20 protein-coding genes and 1 pseudogene are annotated in these 18,524 nt (G+C 36.4%); 6 read left to right on the top strand and 15 right to left on the bottom strand.

The features are described from left to right. Positions 1–167: 167 nt before the first annotated feature. The 9 genes and pseudogenes from ASC84_RS22585 to ASC84_RS01710 all read right to left on the bottom strand — a co-directional run bounded on the left by ASC84_RS22585 (position 168) and on the right by ASC84_RS01710 (position 6,941). Entirely contained in the window at positions 168–275 is a 108-nt protein-coding gene (locus tag ASC84_RS22585; protein WP_004720571.1) for a hypothetical protein, read from the bottom strand. 107 nt (positions 276–382) lie between these two features. Continuing rightward, positions 383–1,387, bottom strand: coding sequence for a cytochrome d ubiquinol oxidase subunit II (cydB, locus tag ASC84_RS01740; protein WP_004821432.1), 1,005 nt, complete (start codon positions 1,385–1,387; stop codon positions 383–385). Beyond that, a complete protein-coding gene (locus tag ASC84_RS01735) occupies positions 1,387–2,823 on the bottom strand; it encodes a cytochrome ubiquinol oxidase subunit I (RefSeq protein ID WP_056511061.1) in 1,437 nt (478 codons plus the stop codon). The genes cydB and ASC84_RS01735 overlap by 1 nt, the downstream gene beginning before the upstream one ends. Then, the gene (locus tag ASC84_RS01730) at positions 2,814–2,978 is read right to left on the bottom strand and encodes a hypothetical protein (protein ID WP_227515075.1); all 165 of its coding nucleotides are present in this window, start codon (positions 2,976–2,978) and stop codon (positions 2,814–2,816) included. The genes ASC84_RS01735 and ASC84_RS01730 overlap by 10 nt, the downstream gene beginning before the upstream one ends. 135 nt (positions 2,979–3,113) lie before the next feature. After that, on the bottom strand, positions 3,114–3,554 hold the full coding sequence (locus ASC84_RS01725) for a DUF2946 domain-containing protein (protein ID WP_035370977.1): 441 nt from the start codon (positions 3,552–3,554) through the stop codon (positions 3,114–3,116). A gap of 285 nt (positions 3,555–3,839) precedes the next feature. Then, positions 3,840–3,992, bottom strand: a pseudogene (locus ASC84_RS22580) (AraC family transcriptional regulator); the annotation flags it as partial. A gap of 59 nt (positions 3,993–4,051) precedes the next feature. Next, on the bottom strand, positions 4,052–4,654 hold the full coding sequence (locus ASC84_RS01720; protein ID WP_056511055.1) for a nitroreductase family protein: 603 nt from the start codon (positions 4,652–4,654) through the stop codon (positions 4,052–4,054). Positions 4,655–5,352: 698 nt separating this feature from the next. After that, positions 5,353–5,844: a hypothetical protein gene (locus ASC84_RS01715; RefSeq protein ID WP_004720580.1), complete on the bottom strand. Its 492-nt coding sequence runs from the start codon at positions 5,842–5,844 to the stop codon at positions 5,353–5,355. A gap of 200 nt (positions 5,845–6,044) precedes the next feature. Beyond that, on the bottom strand, positions 6,045–6,941 hold the full coding sequence (locus ASC84_RS01710; RefSeq protein ID WP_056511052.1) for a LysR substrate-binding domain-containing protein: 897 nt from the start codon (positions 6,939–6,941) through the stop codon (positions 6,045–6,047). Between the two features lie 128 nt (positions 6,942–7,069). Between ASC84_RS01710 and ASC84_RS01705 the strand changes: the two genes are divergently transcribed. Continuing rightward, positions 7,070–7,750 (top strand): hydrolase, encoded by a 681-nt coding sequence (locus ASC84_RS01705; RefSeq protein WP_056511050.1) that lies wholly within the window; start codon positions 7,070–7,072, stop codon positions 7,748–7,750. Positions 7,751–7,879: 129 nt separating this feature from the next. Here ASC84_RS01705 and cpaB read toward each other — a convergent pair whose 3' ends face one another. Both cpaB and cpaA read right to left on the bottom strand, forming a co-directional pair. Continuing rightward, entirely contained in the window at positions 7,880–8,587 is a 708-nt protein-coding gene (gene cpaB, locus ASC84_RS01700; protein WP_056511047.1) for a metalloprotease secretion chaperone CpaB, read from the bottom strand. Next, entirely contained in the window at positions 8,587–10,383 is a 1,797-nt protein-coding gene (gene cpaA / locus ASC84_RS01695; RefSeq protein WP_056511045.1) for a metalloendopeptidase CpaA, read from the bottom strand. Before cpaA ends, cpaB begins: the two co-directional genes overlap by 1 nt. 565 nt (positions 10,384–10,948) lie before the next feature. Between cpaA and ASC84_RS01690 the strand changes: the two genes are divergently transcribed. Further along, entirely contained in the window at positions 10,949–11,872 is a 924-nt protein-coding gene (locus ASC84_RS01690) for a metal-dependent hydrolase (protein WP_056511879.1), read from the top strand. 164 nt (positions 11,873–12,036) lie between these two features. Here ASC84_RS01690 and fumC read toward each other — a convergent pair whose 3' ends face one another. Further along, the gene (fumC, locus tag ASC84_RS01685; RefSeq protein ID WP_004821410.1) at positions 12,037–13,431 is read right to left on the bottom strand and encodes a class II fumarate hydratase; all 1,395 of its coding nucleotides are present in this window, start codon (positions 13,429–13,431) and stop codon (positions 12,037–12,039) included. 156 nt (positions 13,432–13,587) lie between these two features. Beyond that, positions 13,588–14,592 carry an SDR family NAD(P)-dependent oxidoreductase gene (locus ASC84_RS01680; protein WP_056511042.1) on the bottom strand — a complete coding sequence of 335 codons (1,005 nt, stop codon included), beginning with the start codon at positions 14,590–14,592 and terminating at the stop codon, positions 13,588–13,590. A 69-nt stretch (positions 14,593–14,661) separates the two neighbouring features. Here ASC84_RS01680 and tusD point away from each other — a divergent pair, with 69 nt between their 5' ends. From tusD to ASC84_RS01660, 4 genes are all read left to right on the top strand, one after another. Further along, positions 14,662–15,030, top strand: a complete 369-nt coding sequence (gene tusD / locus ASC84_RS01675) for a sulfurtransferase complex subunit TusD (RefSeq protein ID WP_004720599.1) — start codon at positions 14,662–14,664, stop codon at positions 15,028–15,030. 43 nt (positions 15,031–15,073) lie between these two features. After that, entirely contained in the window at positions 15,074–15,424 is a 351-nt protein-coding gene (locus ASC84_RS01670; protein ID WP_056511037.1) for a hypothetical protein, read from the top strand. 20 nt (positions 15,425–15,444) lie between these two features. Beyond that, on the top strand, positions 15,445–15,729 hold the full coding sequence (locus ASC84_RS01665; protein ID WP_056511036.1) for a DsrH/TusB family sulfur metabolism protein: 285 nt from the start codon (positions 15,445–15,447) through the stop codon (positions 15,727–15,729). A 102-nt stretch (positions 15,730–15,831) separates the two neighbouring features. Further along, positions 15,832–16,143 (top strand): TusE/DsrC/DsvC family sulfur relay protein, encoded by a 312-nt coding sequence (locus tag ASC84_RS01660; RefSeq protein ID WP_004720607.1) that lies wholly within the window; start codon positions 15,832–15,834, stop codon positions 16,141–16,143. 96 nt (positions 16,144–16,239) lie between these two features. On the opposite strand, the gene ASC84_RS01655 is transcribed toward ASC84_RS01660, so the two are convergent. Next, positions 16,240–17,538, bottom strand: coding sequence for a reprolysin-like metallopeptidase (locus ASC84_RS01655; protein WP_056511033.1), 1,299 nt, complete (start codon positions 17,536–17,538; stop codon positions 16,240–16,242). 420 nt (positions 17,539–17,958) lie between these two features. Further along, positions 17,959–18,438, bottom strand: a complete 480-nt coding sequence (locus ASC84_RS01650; RefSeq protein ID WP_056511030.1) for a helix-turn-helix domain-containing protein — start codon at positions 18,436–18,438, stop codon at positions 17,959–17,961. Positions 18,439–18,524 lie beyond the last annotated feature (86 nt).

The following is an 18,524-nucleotide window of genomic DNA, read 5'->3' as shown; positions in this document are numbered from 1 at the left end:
ATCCAATTGCATTCCTATAATCTTGCTTAGGCTATTTTATTATTTTAAGATTATTTTCATTGTTGCCATTACTGTGATTCATATTTTTATTTCAGTCTATTATCTCAATAGTTAATGAAAAACAAAAAATGAGGAACTGCGTTCCTCACTTTTACTTTAGCAAAACCTTAGTAGGCCAACTGAATCAACATTCTAAAAAAACCAGCAATAAGCGCCAATGTTAGAAATCCACCTAGCCATAACACGACAAACCATTGCGTTTGAGATAGTTTCATACTTGCTTACCTCATTTAAACCTTTAAATTTTTACCCTACTACATGTTTAATCTTGCTTAGGCTATTTTTTACTCAAGCCAAAAGATTAAACATGCTACTTTTAAGTTTAGTGATAACCTTCATCACCAATTCGAACTTTGTCTCGGAACACCCAATATGAAAGCCCGGTATAGATCAAAATAATTGGAATTAAAATCAATGCACCAATTAAAGCAAACAATTGACTGCTCTGTGGCGCAGCAGCTTCCCAGATAGTCACTGATGGCGGAATCACATAAGGCCACAAACTGATGATAAACCCAGTATAAGCAAGGAAAACCAAAGCCAAGGTATAAAGGAATGGGCTTAGTTCATAACGCTTTTTACATGCGCGAAGTACTAGGAAAGTAAACAGCACCACCAATATTGGTACGGGACTAAAATACATCAATTGTGGTTGGCTAAACCAGCGTGCTGCAATTTCAGGATGCGCCATCGGGGTATAAATACTGACTGCGCCAAAGATGACAAACAAAGCAACGATTAATTTAGGCATCAACTGATACATACGATCTTGTAAATCAAGTTCAGTTTTAAAAATTAACCATCCACAACCCAGTGCTGCGTAAAGTACAACGACACCAATACCTGTAAACACAGTAAACGGCGATAACCAGTCTAAACCACCACCTGCATACATATGATTTTCAACTTTAATCCCTTGGATATATGCACCAAGAATCATCCCTTGGAAAAAGCTAGCAAGAATTGAACCACCAATAAATGCTTTGTCCCATAAATGCTTGGTTCGATTGGCTTTAAAACGAAACTCAAAAGCCACACCACGGAAAATTAAAGCAATCACCATAAGGATAACTGGCATATATAATGCGGATAATACAGTGGCATAGACCATTGGAAACGCCGCATATAATGCTGCACCGCCCAGCACCATCCAGGTTTCATTACCATCCCAAACAGGTGCAACGGTGTTCATCATCACATCACGTTCGTGTTGATCCTTAACAAAGGGAAATAAAATCCCAATCCCTAAATCAAAACCATCTAGTACCACATAAATGAATACACCAATGGCGATAATGACAATCCAAATCAGAGATAAATCAATCATTATTTACGCTCCTGTTCATTGGAATCAACGCTATCTTCAACACTCGTCAATGGACGTTTAGAGGCCAAAATAACCGCTTCTTCACTATGCGCTACACTTTCTGGTGTGGCGTAGATAAATTGTGGACCTTTGTGCATCAATTTCAACATATAGTAAATGCCGATGCCAAATACGATGCAATACACCACAACGAAAATAATTAAAGTGAGGCCGACTTGTTCCGCCGAAACTGGAGATAAAGCATCTTTGGTTCGCATCACTCCATATACCACCCACGGTTGACGACCAACTTCTGTGGTAAACCAGCCTGCAAGCAAGGCAATAAATCCTGAAGGTCCCATAGCGAAAGCAAAACGGTGTAACCATTTGTTTTCATAAAGCTTGCCGCCTTTACGTAGAAACAATGCCATCACGGCAAGTAGAATCATCAGCATGCCCATTCCAACCATGATTCTAAAACTCCAGAACACCACGGTAGAATTAGGACGATCTTCAGGTGCAAACTCTTTTAAGCCTTTTACCTCTCCATCCAGCGTATGGGTCATGATTAAGCTACCAAGATTTGGAATACCGATAGCATATTTGGTTTCTTCTGCCTGCATATCTGGAATACCAAACAGATATAGCGGCATGCCCTCACCTTTGTTGGTTTCCCAATGCCCTTCAATCGCTGCAAGTTTAGCAGGCTGATGTTTTAAGGTATTTAGACCGTGATTATCACCGATGAGAACTTGTAATGGTGCAAGGATCAGAATCATCCACAATGCCATAGAGAACGATTTTTTGATTAATGCGTCACGGCGTCCTTTTAATAAATGCCAAGCAGCAGTTGCAGCCACCAGTAAGGCTGAAACAAGGAATGCTGCTGCAGCCATATGGGCTAAACGATAAGGAAATGAGGGGTTAAACACAATTGCAAACCAATCTTGCGGCACGATAATCCCATTTTCGATGCTAAAGCCTTGTGGTGTTTGCATCCAACTGTTTGAAGATAAAATCCAAAACATTGAAATACAGGTACCAATGGCCACCATAGCTGTTGCAAAGAAATGCGCTCGAGGACCTACCCGTCCCCAACCAAAGAGCATAATGCCAAGGAAACCAGCTTCTAAGAAAAATGCACTCAGCACTTCATAAGCCAGTAATGGACCAGTTACCGAGCCTGCAACACGTGAAAATTCACTCCAGTTTGTTCCAAACTGATAACTCATCACCACACCAGAAACCACGCCCATCCCAAAAGCGACAGCAAAAATTTTCACCCAGAATTTAAATAAATCTTGGTAAACAGGATTTTGAGTTTTTAACCAGCGCCATTCAAGTACAGCTAAAAAGCTTGCAAGCCCGATAGAAATTGAAGGAAAAATAATATGGAAAGAAACAGTAAAAGCAAACTGAATACGCGCCAATTCTAAAGCAGTTAATCCTAGATCCATGACATCACCTTATTCATTGGTAAAGTTGGTAAAGGTTGAATTTTGAATACATTGATAAACATTTTTTGTTGTACAAACTCAGCATACGCCTGAACATTCAGTACAATCTGTTGTTTTCTTTTTGCTGTATTTTTAAACAATGCTAAAAATAGCATGCAAAGTCTGCTTTCCTGCAAATCGAGGAAATTTTGAAAAATCATGATCATTCTCTACACAATAAATTCGAAATACGATCGCATGGCTTTAAAGCCTTTATTTAAAAATGCTAAACCTATGGATCGGTGAATGTGTTATGCAAAGACTACAGGTGGGGCTCGCCCTTGAGGAATCAGAAACAGGCGTTGTAATTGAAAATAGACATGCTGAAAGTTTTCAACATAAGCCATTAAACGTACTTGAATACGCACTAGGATTTCTTTTACGCCAATTTCTGGTGGCATCACTAAATTGCCATATACCACACAATACTGACATTGATGGTTAATATCATGATGATCATGACTTGAACTGCTTGCTTGCTGGGCTTGATCTAAATGCAAATAGTGATGAATAAAACTAGATTCTTGCTCATGATGAAGATGTGCATGTGTTGGTCGCAATAAAGCTTGAGTGATGTCTTCACAGACCGGAGCAATTTGATACTGCTCCGGTAATAACGGCTGTAAAAAAACCGCAAGCTGTAAAAATACTGTCGCAAATGCCAGCAACAGACCACTGCTTCTTAACACAATTGATTGCTCATATTGAGAGAGATAGAAAAAAGTATAAGTTTGCTTTTAACTGTAGATCTTTAACTTGAAATAAAGAATCAACTGCATAAAAACCAAGCATATTACTCAACTTTTCTAGCTTTACTATAGTACATTTAAATTTTAAATCAAAGCCTCTTTAGCACTTTTTTGGAAATCGTTTTCTTTTTTAATGATTTGTTTGTTATATAGCAATGATCAATAAAACTTAAAAAAGCATCCATTGTCGCCTCAGCTTTTAGTGGGTAAATAGCACCAGCTCAACTTTCAAGCTAAATTCAATTGAAAAGCTGATATCCGACGACTGAATCTGCAACGATATTCTAAGGGTGTTAAGCCAATTTTCTTTCTAAACAATCTGCGAAATGAACTTGGGTCTAGATAACCGACACTTTGCATAATCAGATCAATGGATTGGTTAGCATTTTCAACAGCAAAGCTTCTTGGCTGAGCAAGCCAAGAAGCTAGAAAAAATAAAATTATTTAAACACTTTAAAACGCACAGCATCATCGATATAAGCTTTTTCAGCCGCCGCCGCTTCAATTGAACCAAATACCAACTGTGCACGAAGTTTCCAAGTTTTGGGTATATCCCATTCCGCATGGACTTGTTCATCGACAATTGGATTGTAGTGCTGTAAGGATGCACCAATACCCTCGCTATTTAAGGTTGTCCACGTTGAAAATTGTGCGATTGCTGTAGAGTGTTCAGCCCAAATCGGAAAGTTTTCTGCATATGCTGGAAATTTTTCCTGTAAGTTTTGGATCACATCTAAATCTTCAAAGAAAAGAACGGTACCAAAGCCTGCGATAAAGCTGTCCATTTTAGTCTCTGTTTTTAAGGCACTCGCTTCATCTTTGGCATAAGCTTTCAGTTGAACTTTTACAAAGTTCCAGAACTTCTCATGTTCAGCATTAAACAAGATCACTGCCCGAGATGATTGCGAGTTAAAAGAAGATGGACTTTGCTTGATCGCTTGCTGAATCAAATCAGTAAGATGCTCAGGAGATTGATTAACATTACGTCCAATCGCATAAATTGTACGGCGTTTATGAATTAAATCTAAAAAATTATTCGACATTGCTGAATATCCTTGGATATATCCCCGGGGAAATCCGATACTTTAAAAAAGATTATCAAGATATTTTAAAAAATCATAACAAGTATGAATTGATTAAAATCGAAAGTATTACAACATAAAAAAACTTGCTAGAAATATCTACTTTTGTCATATGTTTCTAAGCAAAAGTGAATTAGGAGAAATATAAGGGGCTGTTGACATTTCATAACTGGCTTGCGTTGTAGTTTAAAATTGAGCATGAGATGTATACATCGTAAAGCATGAAGGATAATAGTGAATCTATTTTCGACTTTCATAACGAAGACTGAGATAATTTTAGCCACAATCAGAAGTTTTATCCTACAAACACGTAATAAAGAAGATTGAATAAGAAGTACTAACATTTAAAATCGAATCATTCAGACTTGCTAAATGAATGAACTCATTTAAATCATTGTCATCATGCTTAAACAACTGCCGAATAAAATCTAAGCATTAAAAATGTTTCCACTCAAAATTTAGATATCGCAATTGGTTAGAAAATGAAAGTTTTAAATATATTAAGTATCATCAGTTCAATATTTATTCTATTTTTTATGTTTTATACGCTTGGGCCTACAATTTAAAGAATTTAAACAGATGAATAAAAAAATAAAAGGCAGTTTAAAACTGCCTTTTATGCATGAATTTGAGCATTTCAATCTATTGCTAATTTTTGACTAGAAATTAGCATTCAGCACTTTGGCAGGTACAGAATTTTTCCAAATATCTCGCAAAGTAGGTAAATAGAATTTTTCACCTAACTCAACCAATTCAGCGTCAATCAATGCATGTGTTTCATGCATAAATAAGTAGTCCAGTTCAACCGTAGACAATTGTTGCTGCTTTTTTGCAAATTCTTTACGTTTGGCTTGAGCTTGTTTAAGCAATTGATCTGCAAAATTTTTATTTTTATATTGGCTAATCGCTTGTAAACGTAACTCAATCACGCCCCAACCTGTAAGGAGTTTCTTAAAAATCTCAAAATCTTCAGTTGTGGATTCCCAAGTCATTTTATCCAAGTCTTCATCATCAGGAAGTACTGGGAGTAAAATTTCCATTACACTTGGAAAAATCTTTTTGAAATTTAAAATAAATTTAACAGGGTGCTCACCAGGGTAATCTTTAAACTGCACATTTTCCTGAACATCTGTTAAATAAATTGATAACATTAAAAAATCCTTAATTAAAATACTGTTTATTATAACGTTATTGATCATCTTGCAGCCTAAATACAAAATAAAAACAACATGAAAACAGCGAAAGAAATGCATTTTAACAATTATGACAGTTTATTCAATGCCAATTGCAGTATTCACCTGTTGTCGATCAAAGATTCTGGTGGGCAAATAAAGCTGATTCTTGTAAAGAACTAAACCTGGTCAAACTCAGTGACCAAAAACTCGATTAAAGCTTTTACCGATGGTAATAGACCTCTTCTAGAAGTATAGGCCAAATGAATAAGCTCTGGCATCGGTTCCCACTCAGGAATCACTTTAACTAGCCTGCCCGCTTTTAAGTCTTCAGCAATAATTAATTCCGGTAGTTTTGCAATTCCCAAGCCATCTAAGGTCGCTAAATGCAATGCACTTAAATCAGTAGTGGTTAGCCTCGGCTCATCCTTAACCACATATAATTCATTATTAGAATTATAAAGATCCCAATGATATTCAAAGGACAAAGACTCCATCATTAAAATAGGCAATCTTGTTAATTCTCCTGGTGTTTTAATCAAGAAATTTTGATTCAACAAATCAGGGCTTGCGACAATAAATTGTTTTGAAATGGATAGGCTACGTACAATCAAATCACTATCTTTTAAAGGTAAGGGTCTGATTCGAATTGCAACGTCATAACGTTCATTAAACAAGTCTACCTTTCTATTTGTCGCTTCCACATGCAATTTAACTTTCGGATAACGTGCTAAAAATTTATTCAACATTTTACTGACATTAATATGCAATAAATTTGTAGGACAAGAAATTTTTACAATTCCAGTCGGCTCTGCGCTTAACAGTGCGATTGCCTCATCAGCTGATTCAGCTTCCACAAGCATTGCTTTACAGTGTTGTAAATATATGTTCCCGACATCTGTAATCGAAATTCTTTTGGTGGTTCGATTGAGTAGTTTTACTCCTAAACGGTTTTCCAATTCCGCAACTCTTCGACTTAACAATGATTTGGTCACGCCCAACGCATTACTTGCAGCTGAAAAGCCGCCATATTCAATCACTTTGGTAAAATAATACAGGTCATTTAAGTCTTTCATCATATCCCCTTAAATATCGCAACTATTCTCTACATAAGACAATATGTCATATAAATAGTATAATTCAATGTTTGTCCTACTGTTAGTATTAAAAACAGCAAATGATTGCTTAACTAAGGATATATAAAATGTCTACTCCAGCTAATTTTAATGGTCAAGCCCCAGTGATTGATGTAAATGATTCCGTTATGCTGTTAATTGATCATCAAAGTGGTTTATTTCAAACCGTTGCTGATATGCCAATGACAGAACTACGCCAACGCGCAGCAGCCTTAGCGAAAATAGCATCATTATCAAACATTCCTGTCATTACCACGGCCTCAGTTCCTCAAGGCCCCAATGGCCCACTTATTCCTGAAATACACGCAAATGCGCCCCATGCAAAATATGTCGCACGTAAAGGTGAAATTAATGCTTGGCATAATCAAGAGTTCGTTGAAGCGGTTAAAGCAACAGGTAAAAAGACCCTGATTATTGCGGGTACGATTACCAGTGTGTGTATGGCTTTTCCAGCGATTAGTGCAATTGCTGATGGCTATAAAGTTTTTGTTGTGGTTGATGCATCAGGTACGTATAGCAAAATGGCACAAGAAATTACCTTAGCACGTGTGGTTCAAGCAGGTGCGGTACCGATGGATACAGCGGCGGTTGCTTCAGAAATTCAACAAACTTGGAACCGTGAAGATGCTGCTGAATGGGCTCAAGTGTACACTCAAATCTTCCCTGCTTATCAATTACTGATTGAAAGTTATTCAAAAGCACAAGAAGTTGTGACAAACAAAGAAGTACTTGATTCAGTACGTAAATAATTTTAAATAAATGATGATTTTAGACACCTTTCGAGGTGTCTAAATCTTTGTTATGACGCTGTAATTACTATTTTCATTTTATTGCTACTTCAGGTTTAGAGAATAAATCATGTCTTTAGATTAAAAAAATTAATGTACATGATCCGTCTCCTTTTCCGCTGCCTCAAGTGCGGCAGATTCATTGGCAACGTCATTGACCCATCCATAGCCATTTTTCATCAAAATGGTATAGGTTTTACCATCTGCTGTAATCGTGCCCATGGTAAAATTGTCTTTAATGGTTTGAGTAATATGAAACTTCTCATTATTTTGATCTCCTCCTTCTAGAGAGCCTGACCAACTAACAATATCTTCACCTGGATCTACTTCTATACGTTCTATAACAGCCTGTCTGTTTAAACCATAGCCTGACACATTAAACACGATTTGATCGCCGACATTCTTCGCCTCTAAGGTATATAGATCATTCCTCAGAAATATTCGCCCATCTTTTTTTTGTGCATCTGTCAAAGGAACGGGATTATGCATAGACACAGTATCGACAGTACTCAAATTGAACATCTGTTGATTGAAAATCCCTGCACGTAATTTGTCCTCATCCAGTGTTACAAGTTTACGGCGAGCATGGCTGTCTTTTATACGTTGCAATACTTGTGTTTCGGTTAGATTTGCATTTAGCTTCGGTGAATTCACTTGATCGATTTGTTCATTTTGTTTAGACACAATCGTTTTAGCTGTATCAGCTGTCTCCTGTTGACCTGAGATGAACCAAGCCAACAAAGAAACCACCAAAACAGTTAAAACAACGGAAATAATGAGATATATCCGTTTATTCATTATGGATTAACCGCCACTAAAAATTTTGAAATGGCTTCAACATTTTCATTAATTTTTCTTAAGCCATCAAATTTGTCAGTTTCACCTAAACGCACACCATATTCGGGGCTATAGATATCTGGGCTCGAATATAAGCCAATTTGATTTCCTCCCATAATGGTACTGCCTAAAGGATGACCAAATCCCCAGTTATAACCTGTGGTTCGATCAAAACTATGTCCTAGCCCCATGTTATGCCCTAACTCATGTCGCATTGCAGTGATACCACAACCATAATTATGTGATCCGATCATGTTGTACTTGCTCGGTGTGCTATTTACATAGGCGAGACCGCAACCAGAATGATCTGTAATGGTATATATCGCATCAGCACCTGTTCTGGTTCTTTCCGCTTGTACAGTGGCATCTGAACGTCCTAAATTAATAGCATCACCGAGTGTCGTTCCAGGGATTCGATAATCCAAGTATCCGACTTCTTTGTAGTAGGCTTTTGCTTGCGAGTTTTCAAGCGCTTCATTGGTTAATCTAAGTGCTTCACGGGCTTGAATTTTTGCAGCAGTTGCACCGAGTTTGTCATTGACTACCGGGCTATTCACAAGCAATAGATCAATCTGATAGCTATCGGTGTTCCAAACCCCATTGTTGAATATCAAACGGATTTTATCGCCTTTTTTCAAACTTGCACTAATGTTGCTACCTGAAACTGTAAACGCTGTATCCGCAGAATTAGATACGATGACCTTGTCACCCGACTGAGCCGCTGGCAAGTTTACAACAGGTGCCCATTGTGCATTATCAGCGGTTATTTCAACAACAGGGGTTTTAAATGTAAAACCTTGTGCAGCGGTGTTTGCAGTGAATACAGTTTTAGGAGACGAAGCCAAAACCCAATACGATTTATCTGCAATATAAATGAACTCGTAACGATTGCCCTTGTTGAGTTTTAGGGTTGCGGTGGTATTGGTATTTTCATTTTCAATCACTGATTGCCAGCTTGCAGTTGAGCTAACAATGATACGATCTCGGTCGTTTGCTGTTTGCGGTAATTTTAATGAAGACACCCACGCCCCATCAGCAAAACGAATTTCTGTTTTAGGTGCAGTTAAATTTTGCAAAGCCGTATTTAATGCCGCAGTATTACCATTGATCACGTTGATAATACGTGTCGGAACAGACAGTGGAATCCATTTACTCAGTTCTTGATTATATTGAAAGATATATGCATCATTTTTATTAACAACCAATGTACTTGGAAATAAAGCATTTTGTGAATTAATTTTTGAGGATTTAAGCGCATTAGACTTAACCACAAGGATCTGGCCATTCTGACCTGTTTGCGGTAAATGAATTGTATCAGTCCAAGCAGCATCACTTACAACATATTGAGCCTGTGATTGTTGAAATACTGGAATGGTATTGCCATTTTTTTCAGGCGTAAAATTGGCAGTTTCAGGCGCATAAAACTCCCATTTTCCATTACTAAATTTAAAACGATAACTGTTTCCAGACTTTAGTGTGAGAACGCCTTTTTTTTCAATATTTACATTACTTAAATCAATATCACTGTCATAACCCGCAGTTGATTGAATTGTAATTAAGGCACCTTCTTTTGCTACATTCGGTAAGGAAATATTCTTCACCCAATTGCCATTAGATACACTAAATATCAGATCATCATAGCCTGTTGGGATGATTCCACTCTGGTTATTCTGGTTTGGTGATAGTGTGGTTGCGGCTATCGCAAAAGTGACCATACCACTTGTAATGAAGACTGTAATAACTTTTCTTTTATTCATGTTATACCTGAGTCAATATTATAAAGTTGAGCTGACACTATAAATTAATTTTTATTGAAAAATAAAATTAAAAATTGTTAATAAAATCGATAAAACCAACAGCAACCCTAGGTTTCATTAAATTATAAGTATATGTTATATAAATAAAAACAAATATTACAAGCCAAAAAAAATGCAAAGCTTATAAAATAAAATTTAGTAAAATCATTAATATAAATCAATCAATAATTCGTGAATTATCCTTCTTTTTTTATTGTACAATCGCTGAGTTTAAATCTCAGTATTCGAATATAGAAATTTGATATTTCTATAGCTGATTCAACCCATTAAAATTATTTTTATATCATTTCATCCACATTGATTTTCACATCTTTGTTTTCTGGATTTTTAAATTAAAAAATAATAATATCAAAAACTTAAATAAATAATATTAAACTTCTAAAGCAAAATTTTCTATTCAAAAGAGTAAAAATCACAAAAAAGTGTCCTCAAAGGATATGGTCGCTAATTATTCTAAATGGTAAAAACTTTTAATCGCTTAACAGTTTCATGTTGGATAACCACAATGATCACGGAAAGTCATCAAATTAAAGCAAGAAAAGTACATTTCGATTTTTCTGAGTCTTCTGTATGTTGGATGCCAGATGATCCACTATGTTCACATATTGCCAATGGTATCAATATGCTTTTGCCTGCGGGCGAGTTTTGGTTTTGTCGGGTATTTAATAAAACCCTCCCACATATTACAGATGAAAAATTAAAACAAGAAGTTATTGGCTTTGTCCGTCAAGAAGCTGCACATGCACGCGCACATGAAAAAGTACAAGACTTTTTAAGAGAAAATGGCTATGACATACAAGAACCATTAAATCGTGCCCATCTTGTTTTCAACATTTTATTAGGTGACAAACCATTAGGAATTCCTTTTTTAAAAGGGAAAAAATTTGACGAATATTGGTTAATCTTTCGTGTAGGTGTTATTGCAGCGATCGAGCACTTTACAGGTACAATTGGGCAATGGACGCTTGATAGCAAATCTTGGGATAAAGCAGATCCAGCTATGGCTGATTTATTCCGCTGGCATCTTGCGGAAGAAGTTGAATATCGTTGTGTCGCTTATGATTTGTTTGAGCATTTATTACAACAAAAGCTAGGTTTTTATGTTTCCAGACAAATCATTATGATGGGAATTTTTCCGCTTTTTATTTACTTCCTCGTTGATTTTGCTCGTAGTCTGGGCCAACAAGATACTGAACATCAACAAATCCAAAAATTAATGCGCCGTGGATTCTTTGCTTTTATTCGAGAGTTTGAAAAAACTGCAACCAAAACAGATCACCTACCGACCATTAAATACCTATGGAAAGCCACTCTACGTTGGACCTCTCCAAAGTTTAATCCGCTTCATGAAGGTGATACAGAACAGGCTTTAGCCTATATGTCACGTTCACCTGCTGTTCAGTATTTTGAGAAAACGGCGCTCAATTAGAGGGTCATCACATAATAAAAGTGACCATAAAGCTCGGAAGAAACATGGTTAATGCGAGTCCTATAACTCCTCCAAATTCAAAATAAAAAAGCACCTTAAGGTGCTTTTTTAAACGACTGATGCTTTCTCAATAAATCATCAATAGTATAGTCGCTTACAACTCATTATTTCGCGTTTGGACGTACCATTTTTTCAGGTTGTACCACTTCATCAAACTGTTCAGCCGTGACAAAGCCAAGTTCTATCGCGACTTCTTTTAAAGTCTTATCTTCTTTATAAGCCGTTTTGGCAACTTTAGCGGCATTTTCATAACCAATCACAGGATTCAGTGCTGTTACCAACATCAATGAATTATGTAAGAAGTAATCAATTTTTTCACGATTTGGTTCAATACCTACAGCACAGTGTTCATCGAAGCTGTTACATGCATCGCCAAGCAATTGAATCGACTGAACAAGATTATATGCAATCACAGGCATATAAACATTCAGTTCAAAATTCCCCGCTGCACCTGCAAAGTTAATCGTGGTGTCATTCCCCATCACTTGCGCAACCACCATGGTCATTGCTTCACATTGGGTTGGGTTGACTTTACCAGGCATGATGCTTGAACCAGGTTCATTCTCAGGAATACGCAACTCGCCCAAGCCACAACGTGGTCCACTTGCTAACCAACGTATATCATTGGCAATTTTATTTAAACTCGCAGCTAAGGTTTTCAATGAACCAGAAGCAAATACAGCAGCATCACGACCAGCAAGTGCTTCAAACTTATTGGGATTACTTATAAATGGTAACCCCGTCAGTTTGGCTAATTCTTCCGCTGCTTTGTCTGCATATTCAGGATGCGCATTTAAACCTGTACCAACAGCTGTACCACCAAGTGGTAACTCATAGAGCCACACCAAAGCCTGTTGTAAACGTTTTAGTCCATGATCCAGCTGTGAAACATAGCCACTGAATTCCTGACCTAATGTAAGCGGTGTTGCATCCTGTAAATGAGTCCGACCAATCTTAACAATATCGTCAAACGCTTCAGATTTGCGATGTAAAGTGTCTCGTAAACGTTTTACTGCTGGAATAAGCAACTCATTGATTTGTACCGCAGCAGCCACATGAATCGCTGTTGGAAATGAATCATTGGTAGATTGCGCACGATTGACATGATCATTCGGATGCACCGGCTTTTGCGAACCTAATGGATTACCTAATTTTTGATTGGCAATATTGGCAATGACTTCATTACAGTTCATATTACTTTGCGTACCTGAACCTGTTTGCCAAACCACCAAAGGAAATTGTGAATCCCATTTGCCTGAAATTACTTCATCGGCAGCATCGACAATATACTGTGACAGATCATGCGGAATTTGGTTTAAGCTGGCATTGGTTATTGCCGCTGCTTTTTTAACCAGACCCATCGCTCGAATCATCGGGCGTGGCATATGTTCTGTACCAATTTTAAAATTTTCTACGCTTCGCTGAGTTTGTGCGCCCCACATTGCTTCGCTTGGGACTTCAACATCGCCCATTGTGTCATGTTCAATACGTGTTTGCATTTTCAACCTCTTCTTTATCCATATCTTATTTTCAAGTTAAAGCTTGTTTTGACAACATCTGCGTAAAAACACCAGCTTCAGCGAAGCGATTATGCTAAACAAATCAACCAAACATGTAAATGATAATTATTTACAATAATCATCTATTCTGGATTTTTATCGGTTGTTTAAGGTATTTTGATAAAAACGCCATTCATCTTCAATCATTTGTTTAAGCGAGCGCTGTGCTTTCCATTTTAAAAGCTCAAATGCTTTTTGGCTGGTAGATGCAACCTGATCCAGTTCATCTAATTTATACACCGCATCAATTTGATGGATTTGACTCGCCGTAACCTCTTCGATCAAGTGGATCAGGTTTTGTATCGAACAGACAGGACCTGCAATATCAAAACTTTGATAAACATTACCCTGCTCATGTAGCCAAAGAATAGTTGATTTAATTGCTTCACATACGTCAAGAACATGCACAAAGCTACGCTCAGTCGTTTTATCCTCAGTCTCTGAATTACGTTGTACTTCAATTAGATCACGTTGTTGAGCCGCAACTTGTAAAGCCAAAGGAACAACATTTTTAGGTAGTGGTGCAACAAACTCACCCAAGACACCATGCTCAAATGCACCGACGACATTTGAAACCCTTAAAATGGCAATTTTCCATTCTTCATCAGTTTTGAATGTGTCTTTAATGATTTCTTCAATCATTTGCTGAGATTTTATATAAGGATTAGGGTAACTATAATTAAATGCGGTTTGTTCATTCAGCTCTAAACTTGATTGCGCATAAACCATAAGGCTAGAAAGATGTACCAAATTTCTGACACCGGTACGCTGCATCGCGCGTAATAAACTCATAATACAACTGAGATTGTCATTATAATATTCAAGTGGTTTTAGATTTGACTCTTCAATGGACTTAAATCCCGCACAATGCACAACGGTATCTATTGAATATTGTTCAAATACTTTATTTAAAGCGGGAGTATTACGAATATCAATTTTGACAAAGGGAATATACATTCCTGTAATAAATTCTAAGCGCTCTAAGCATTGCAGATTGGCATTGGCTAGATTATCCACAATGACGACCGCTTGCCCTTGAGCTAGCAAACTTAAAACCACATGCGAGCCTATAAAGCCTAAACCACCAGTCACTAAAATCATTGTATACTACCTATCATTATCAAGTTTGAATGTTGCAAACTGTCCATTCTCCAAGTGAATCGCCATCAAATGAGTACTTTATTACTAATCACCGCAGCACCGACTTCAATTCATGCATGGCATGCATTGGGTTTAGCGCAGGCACTGCAAGCTGAAGATCAAGAATTTCGTGTTTTCTTTTATCAAGATGGTGTACAAGTTGCGAACAACTTGCAATGGGTTCCTGACGATCAACGTAATTTATCTGTAGAATGGCAAAAACTCTCAATTCGACTTCCTGTCTGTGTGAGTGCTGCATTAGCGCGGGGGATAACAGATCAAGAGAATGCCAAACGTCACCAAATTCCAGCCGATAATCTTGCAAAAGGCTTTGAGCTTGTGGGTTTAGGCGAACTTGCAGATGCTGTTCAATCTACAGATCGTATCATTCAATTCTAAGTTGATCATCCCATTAGCGTGTTGCATTTAAAAGGTAATTTGTGTGAATACTGTGCTCGTTGTGATAACCCAAGCAAATTTAAATACATTGCAGGTACATGAAAGTTTGTCAGCAACCATGGTGCTTGCAACTTTTGGCTGTAAAGTCAAAGTGTTACTTAAAGACGCTGGATTAAGCCTACTTAAATCAGAAATGGCTTTTGACCAATTAAATCACGTATTTAAGCTTGCTTCAAATCTGGTCGATAGCTTTGAATTCTATGATTTAACACCAGTTTTAGTAGAAAATATGAATAAATCCTCGACTTTTGTTACTCAATCACAACAAGAGTTGGAATTTGTAGAACTGAATGCTGAATTTATTCAGTCTTTTGATCATGTGTTGTATTGGTAAGCAGTAGATGGAAAGTCCAAATGTCAGATAAAACACTTTATTTAATTCAATCTTCTTTTATACATACAGACCATATATTGAATCAGTTGGATCAACTGTATGGTTCTCATGATCACGTTGTTTTAATGGGTGATGCGGTACTGTTTGCAACAGATCAGCGCTTAACAAACAAACAAAATCTTTATCTTCTTGAAAATGATGCTGAGATTTTATCTGAATCCGTTCCTGAAAATTTTAAATCAATTTCTTACCCACAATTTGCTCAGTTGGTTTTAGACTTTAGCCGTTGTATCAGTTTAAAATAGTGGGCTAGGTTGTCAATTATCTTCGATTTTTTAAAAATCAATCTTTTATGTTTTGTCGATCAAAAGTTAGATTGTTTAGATTATTTTTGTTTAGGTTGTTTTATGAGCTTTGAGTTAGACCAAGATGGTCATTTAGTAGACTACACCATTTGGAATGAACAGGTTGCCCAAGAGTTGGCACAAAGTTTAGATCTACAACTGACCTCATGGCATTTTGAAGTGTTGCATGCAGTACGTCAATTTTATACCCAGTTTGGCCACTCTCCTGCGACTCGTCCACTGATTAAATTTTTAATGAAAACGATCAATCCAGCAATTGATAATGCTGTTCTACAAGATAAGTTTAATACTGGGCTGGTTGCCCGCCATTTAAGCCGTTTGGCGGGTATCCCTAAACCTGCAAATTGTTTGTGATCGGCCTGTAAATATGAAATATTGATCTGTTTAGTTCAATATCAGATCAAATCCATCAATACAGCGAGTAAATATCTACGCTGAGGATGCTATAAATTATTTCACTTTCTTCCTGAGAAAATCCCATTGGTATTTGAAAAAATATTTTAGTGTTTGATTTGGATTGACTGCAGTTTTATTTTTTAAATTTACGCCATCCGAATGATCATAATCTAAAAAATTAGCTGTAGTACCCTGTATAAATTGAAAGCTCGATCCTTTGGCTGTAATTTTCTGTGATTCAAACAAATGATCTAATCCAAAACGATGCCCTAATTCATGTACCACGACTTGATTAAATATATTTTGAGGACAGTTAAATAAGGTAACGCTGTCACCACCAGCACCAACTGCATTCTTTATTTCTACAGTTGTGACGAAAACATAATTTTTAGTCGCTAAGTTTTTATCTTGATATTTTTTATAAAACTTAGTTAAGTCACTTAAAAAATAACCCGTGTCATTTATATTTAATTTATTCAAAGATATATTAACATCATCGTCTTTGCTACGATATTTGTTTAAATCAAATGTTGGGGCATTTTTTATTTCTACATTAATTAAAGCTTGGTTAAATGAGTTATGCTTTAAAAAATTTTCATAATCATGTGAACGGCTTGGTTTTTTTCCATCAGTTATAACGTCTACAAAGATAACCGATATAGTAGGAATCACAGCATTATGATAAAGCATTAGCTTCCCAACTTTCTCTTGGGTCTCTCCTTTTATTGCTGTTACAATGATTTCTTCATGTTTTTGCAAAGCACCTGTGCACTTAATATTCACTATTTCTGAAGCTAGATAATAAATCTCTTCTTCTCTTTTAGTATCTTCGCCTAAATCTCGGGTCATTTTTTTGGCGTAAATAAAATCTTCGACACTGAACTCTGCTGGTTCAATAATAATATTCGGATTTGAAACTTCAAACTTAATCTTTGTTCCATCATTTTTTAATGAAAAATTATTTTCTGAATCTAATAGTCTCAACTCTAAATTAAGCCTAACCCCTTGATTGACAGAATTAGAACTATTGCTATCCTCTTGTGAGCTTGGGTAAATTGCTAACCATGCAGGGATATATTCTGTGCCAAATGGGCTAATTTTGGTAATTTGGTCTTGGGTATATGTCGCTTTTAATGATTGTATCGAACCACTAACTAAAGCAACTTTGTTTCCAAATTTTGTTGTTGCATTCGGTCTATAGTTGGTTAATTTTTTAAAGTATTCTGGTCTGTACCAATCAAAACCATAACTTCCATCATATATGTTATCTTCACATCTTCGAAAATGAATCGTAAACTTCTGTAGGCACGTATCACAAGTACTTCCGACTGTTGGGCTTGAACCAATTCCCATTCGATTACTCCATATTAAATATTTTATAAATTATTAAAATTTTGCATCAGTTAAATAAGTATATAAAAGTGAATGACTTGATCAAAATTATCTGTTTAAAAAATCGCTCTATTCTTTATCAAGCAATAAACCTTATTTTCTAAACTAGGATTACAGTTACTGTTTTTCATACTTTTACTTATTAATTTAAATTATATCTTTTTAAAATTAAACAATCACATATTTTATATCTTGTTAACAAAAATCAAAAACAATATCAGTAATTAAAAGTTCAAATTACTTGCAACGCTTCATCTAAACATTTTCACCAACACTAAAGATAATGAGTGCACATATCTTTATATTTTTATGATATTTACCAACAACTTAATCTAAAATTAGTTCATGATAAATATCGAAAAATCATCTAGGGAATAGCAATCAAGCTAATTTTTTCTGCGCTAAGTATTGGAAAAACGCAGAGGTAACGATTGGCTTCACCTGTCTTGCATTCACAGCCTGCTGACATTCTGAACATACCAATATCGGAGTAAACTCATGACCACAAACGGTATGTTGATACACCATAGGTGCACCCAGCCCCTCATCCATCCATTTATCCGCCCATGCCACCATGCTTAATAAAATAGGATATAGATCTAAGCCCTTTTCAGTTAAGCGATATTCATAACGCTCTTGCCGATCGACATAAGCCACTTTAACCAGTATTTCATGCTCAACCAAACGTTTTAGCCGTTCAGACAATACATGTCTTGTCACACCTAAATTTTCTTGAAAATCATCAAAACGACGTAAACCCATAAAAGCATTACGTAAAATAAGCATGGTCCATCGATCACCCAATACAGATAATGTACGCGCAATTGAACACGGTTGATTGCCTATTTCTTCCCATTTCATACGAAGTTCCAAATTACATTTGTAAATTTAAAATACCATTAGTGAATACTATGAAATAAACAGAAAAAGAAAGATAGTATTTCAGG

Origin of the sequence: Acinetobacter sp. Root1280, assembly GCF_001425285.1 — a bacterium.
Lineage (GTDB): Bacteria > Pseudomonadota > Gammaproteobacteria > Pseudomonadales > Moraxellaceae > Acinetobacter > Acinetobacter guillouiae.
Note: the sequence above shows the minus strand (reverse complement) of the source record. Positions and strands in the feature narration are given on the sequence as shown.

Bases quoted from the DNA above. Each gene is read 5' to 3' on its own strand.
- ASC84_RS22585 (WP_004720571.1), bottom strand. From the start codon at position 275: ATGAAACTATCTCAAACGCAATGGTTTGTCGTGTTATGGCTAGGTGGA.
- cydB (WP_004821432.1), bottom strand. From the start codon at position 1,387: ATGATTGATTTATCTCTGATTTGGATTGTCATTATCGCCATTGGTGTA.
- ASC84_RS01735 (WP_056511061.1), bottom strand. From the start codon at position 2,823: ATGGATCTAGGATTAACTGCTTTAGAATTGGCGCGTATTCAGTTTGCT.
- ASC84_RS01730 (WP_227515075.1), bottom strand. From the start codon at position 2,978: ATGCTATTTTTAGCATTGTTTAAAAATACAGCAAAAAGAAAACAACAG.
- ASC84_RS01720 (WP_056511055.1), bottom strand. From the start codon at position 4,654: ATGTCGAATAATTTTTTAGATTTAATTCATAAACGCCGTACAATTTAT.
- ASC84_RS01715 (WP_004720580.1), bottom strand. From the start codon at position 5,844: ATGTTATCAATTTATTTAACAGATGTTCAGGAAAATGTGCAGTTTAAA.
- ASC84_RS01710 (WP_056511052.1), bottom strand. From the start codon at position 6,941: ATGAAAGACTTAAATGACCTGTATTATTTTACCAAAGTGATTGAATAT.
- ASC84_RS01705 (WP_056511050.1), top strand. From the start codon at position 7,070: ATGTCTACTCCAGCTAATTTTAATGGTCAAGCCCCAGTGATTGATGTA.
- cpaB (WP_056511047.1), bottom strand. From the start codon at position 8,587: ATGAATAAACGGATATATCTCATTATTTCCGTTGTTTTAACTGTTTTG.
- cpaA (WP_056511045.1), bottom strand. From the start codon at position 10,383: ATGAATAAAAGAAAAGTTATTACAGTCTTCATTACAAGTGGTATGGTC.
- ASC84_RS01690 (WP_056511879.1), top strand. From the start codon at position 10,949: ATGATCACGGAAAGTCATCAAATTAAAGCAAGAAAAGTACATTTCGAT.
- fumC (WP_004821410.1), bottom strand. From the start codon at position 13,431: ATGCAAACACGTATTGAACATGACACAATGGGCGATGTTGAAGTCCCA.
- ASC84_RS01680 (WP_056511042.1), bottom strand. From the start codon at position 14,592: ATGATTTTAGTGACTGGTGGTTTAGGCTTTATAGGCTCGCATGTGGTT.
- tusD (WP_004720599.1), top strand. From the start codon at position 14,662: ATGAGTACTTTATTACTAATCACCGCAGCACCGACTTCAATTCATGCA.
- ASC84_RS01665 (WP_056511036.1), top strand. From the start codon at position 15,445: ATGTCAGATAAAACACTTTATTTAATTCAATCTTCTTTTATACATACA.
- ASC84_RS01660 (WP_004720607.1), top strand. From the start codon at position 15,832: ATGAGCTTTGAGTTAGACCAAGATGGTCATTTAGTAGACTACACCATT.
- ASC84_RS01655 (WP_056511033.1), bottom strand. From the start codon at position 17,538: ATGGGAATTGGTTCAAGCCCAACAGTCGGAAGTACTTGTGATACGTGC.
- ASC84_RS01650 (WP_056511030.1), bottom strand. From the start codon at position 18,438: ATGAAATGGGAAGAAATAGGCAATCAACCGTGTTCAATTGCGCGTACA.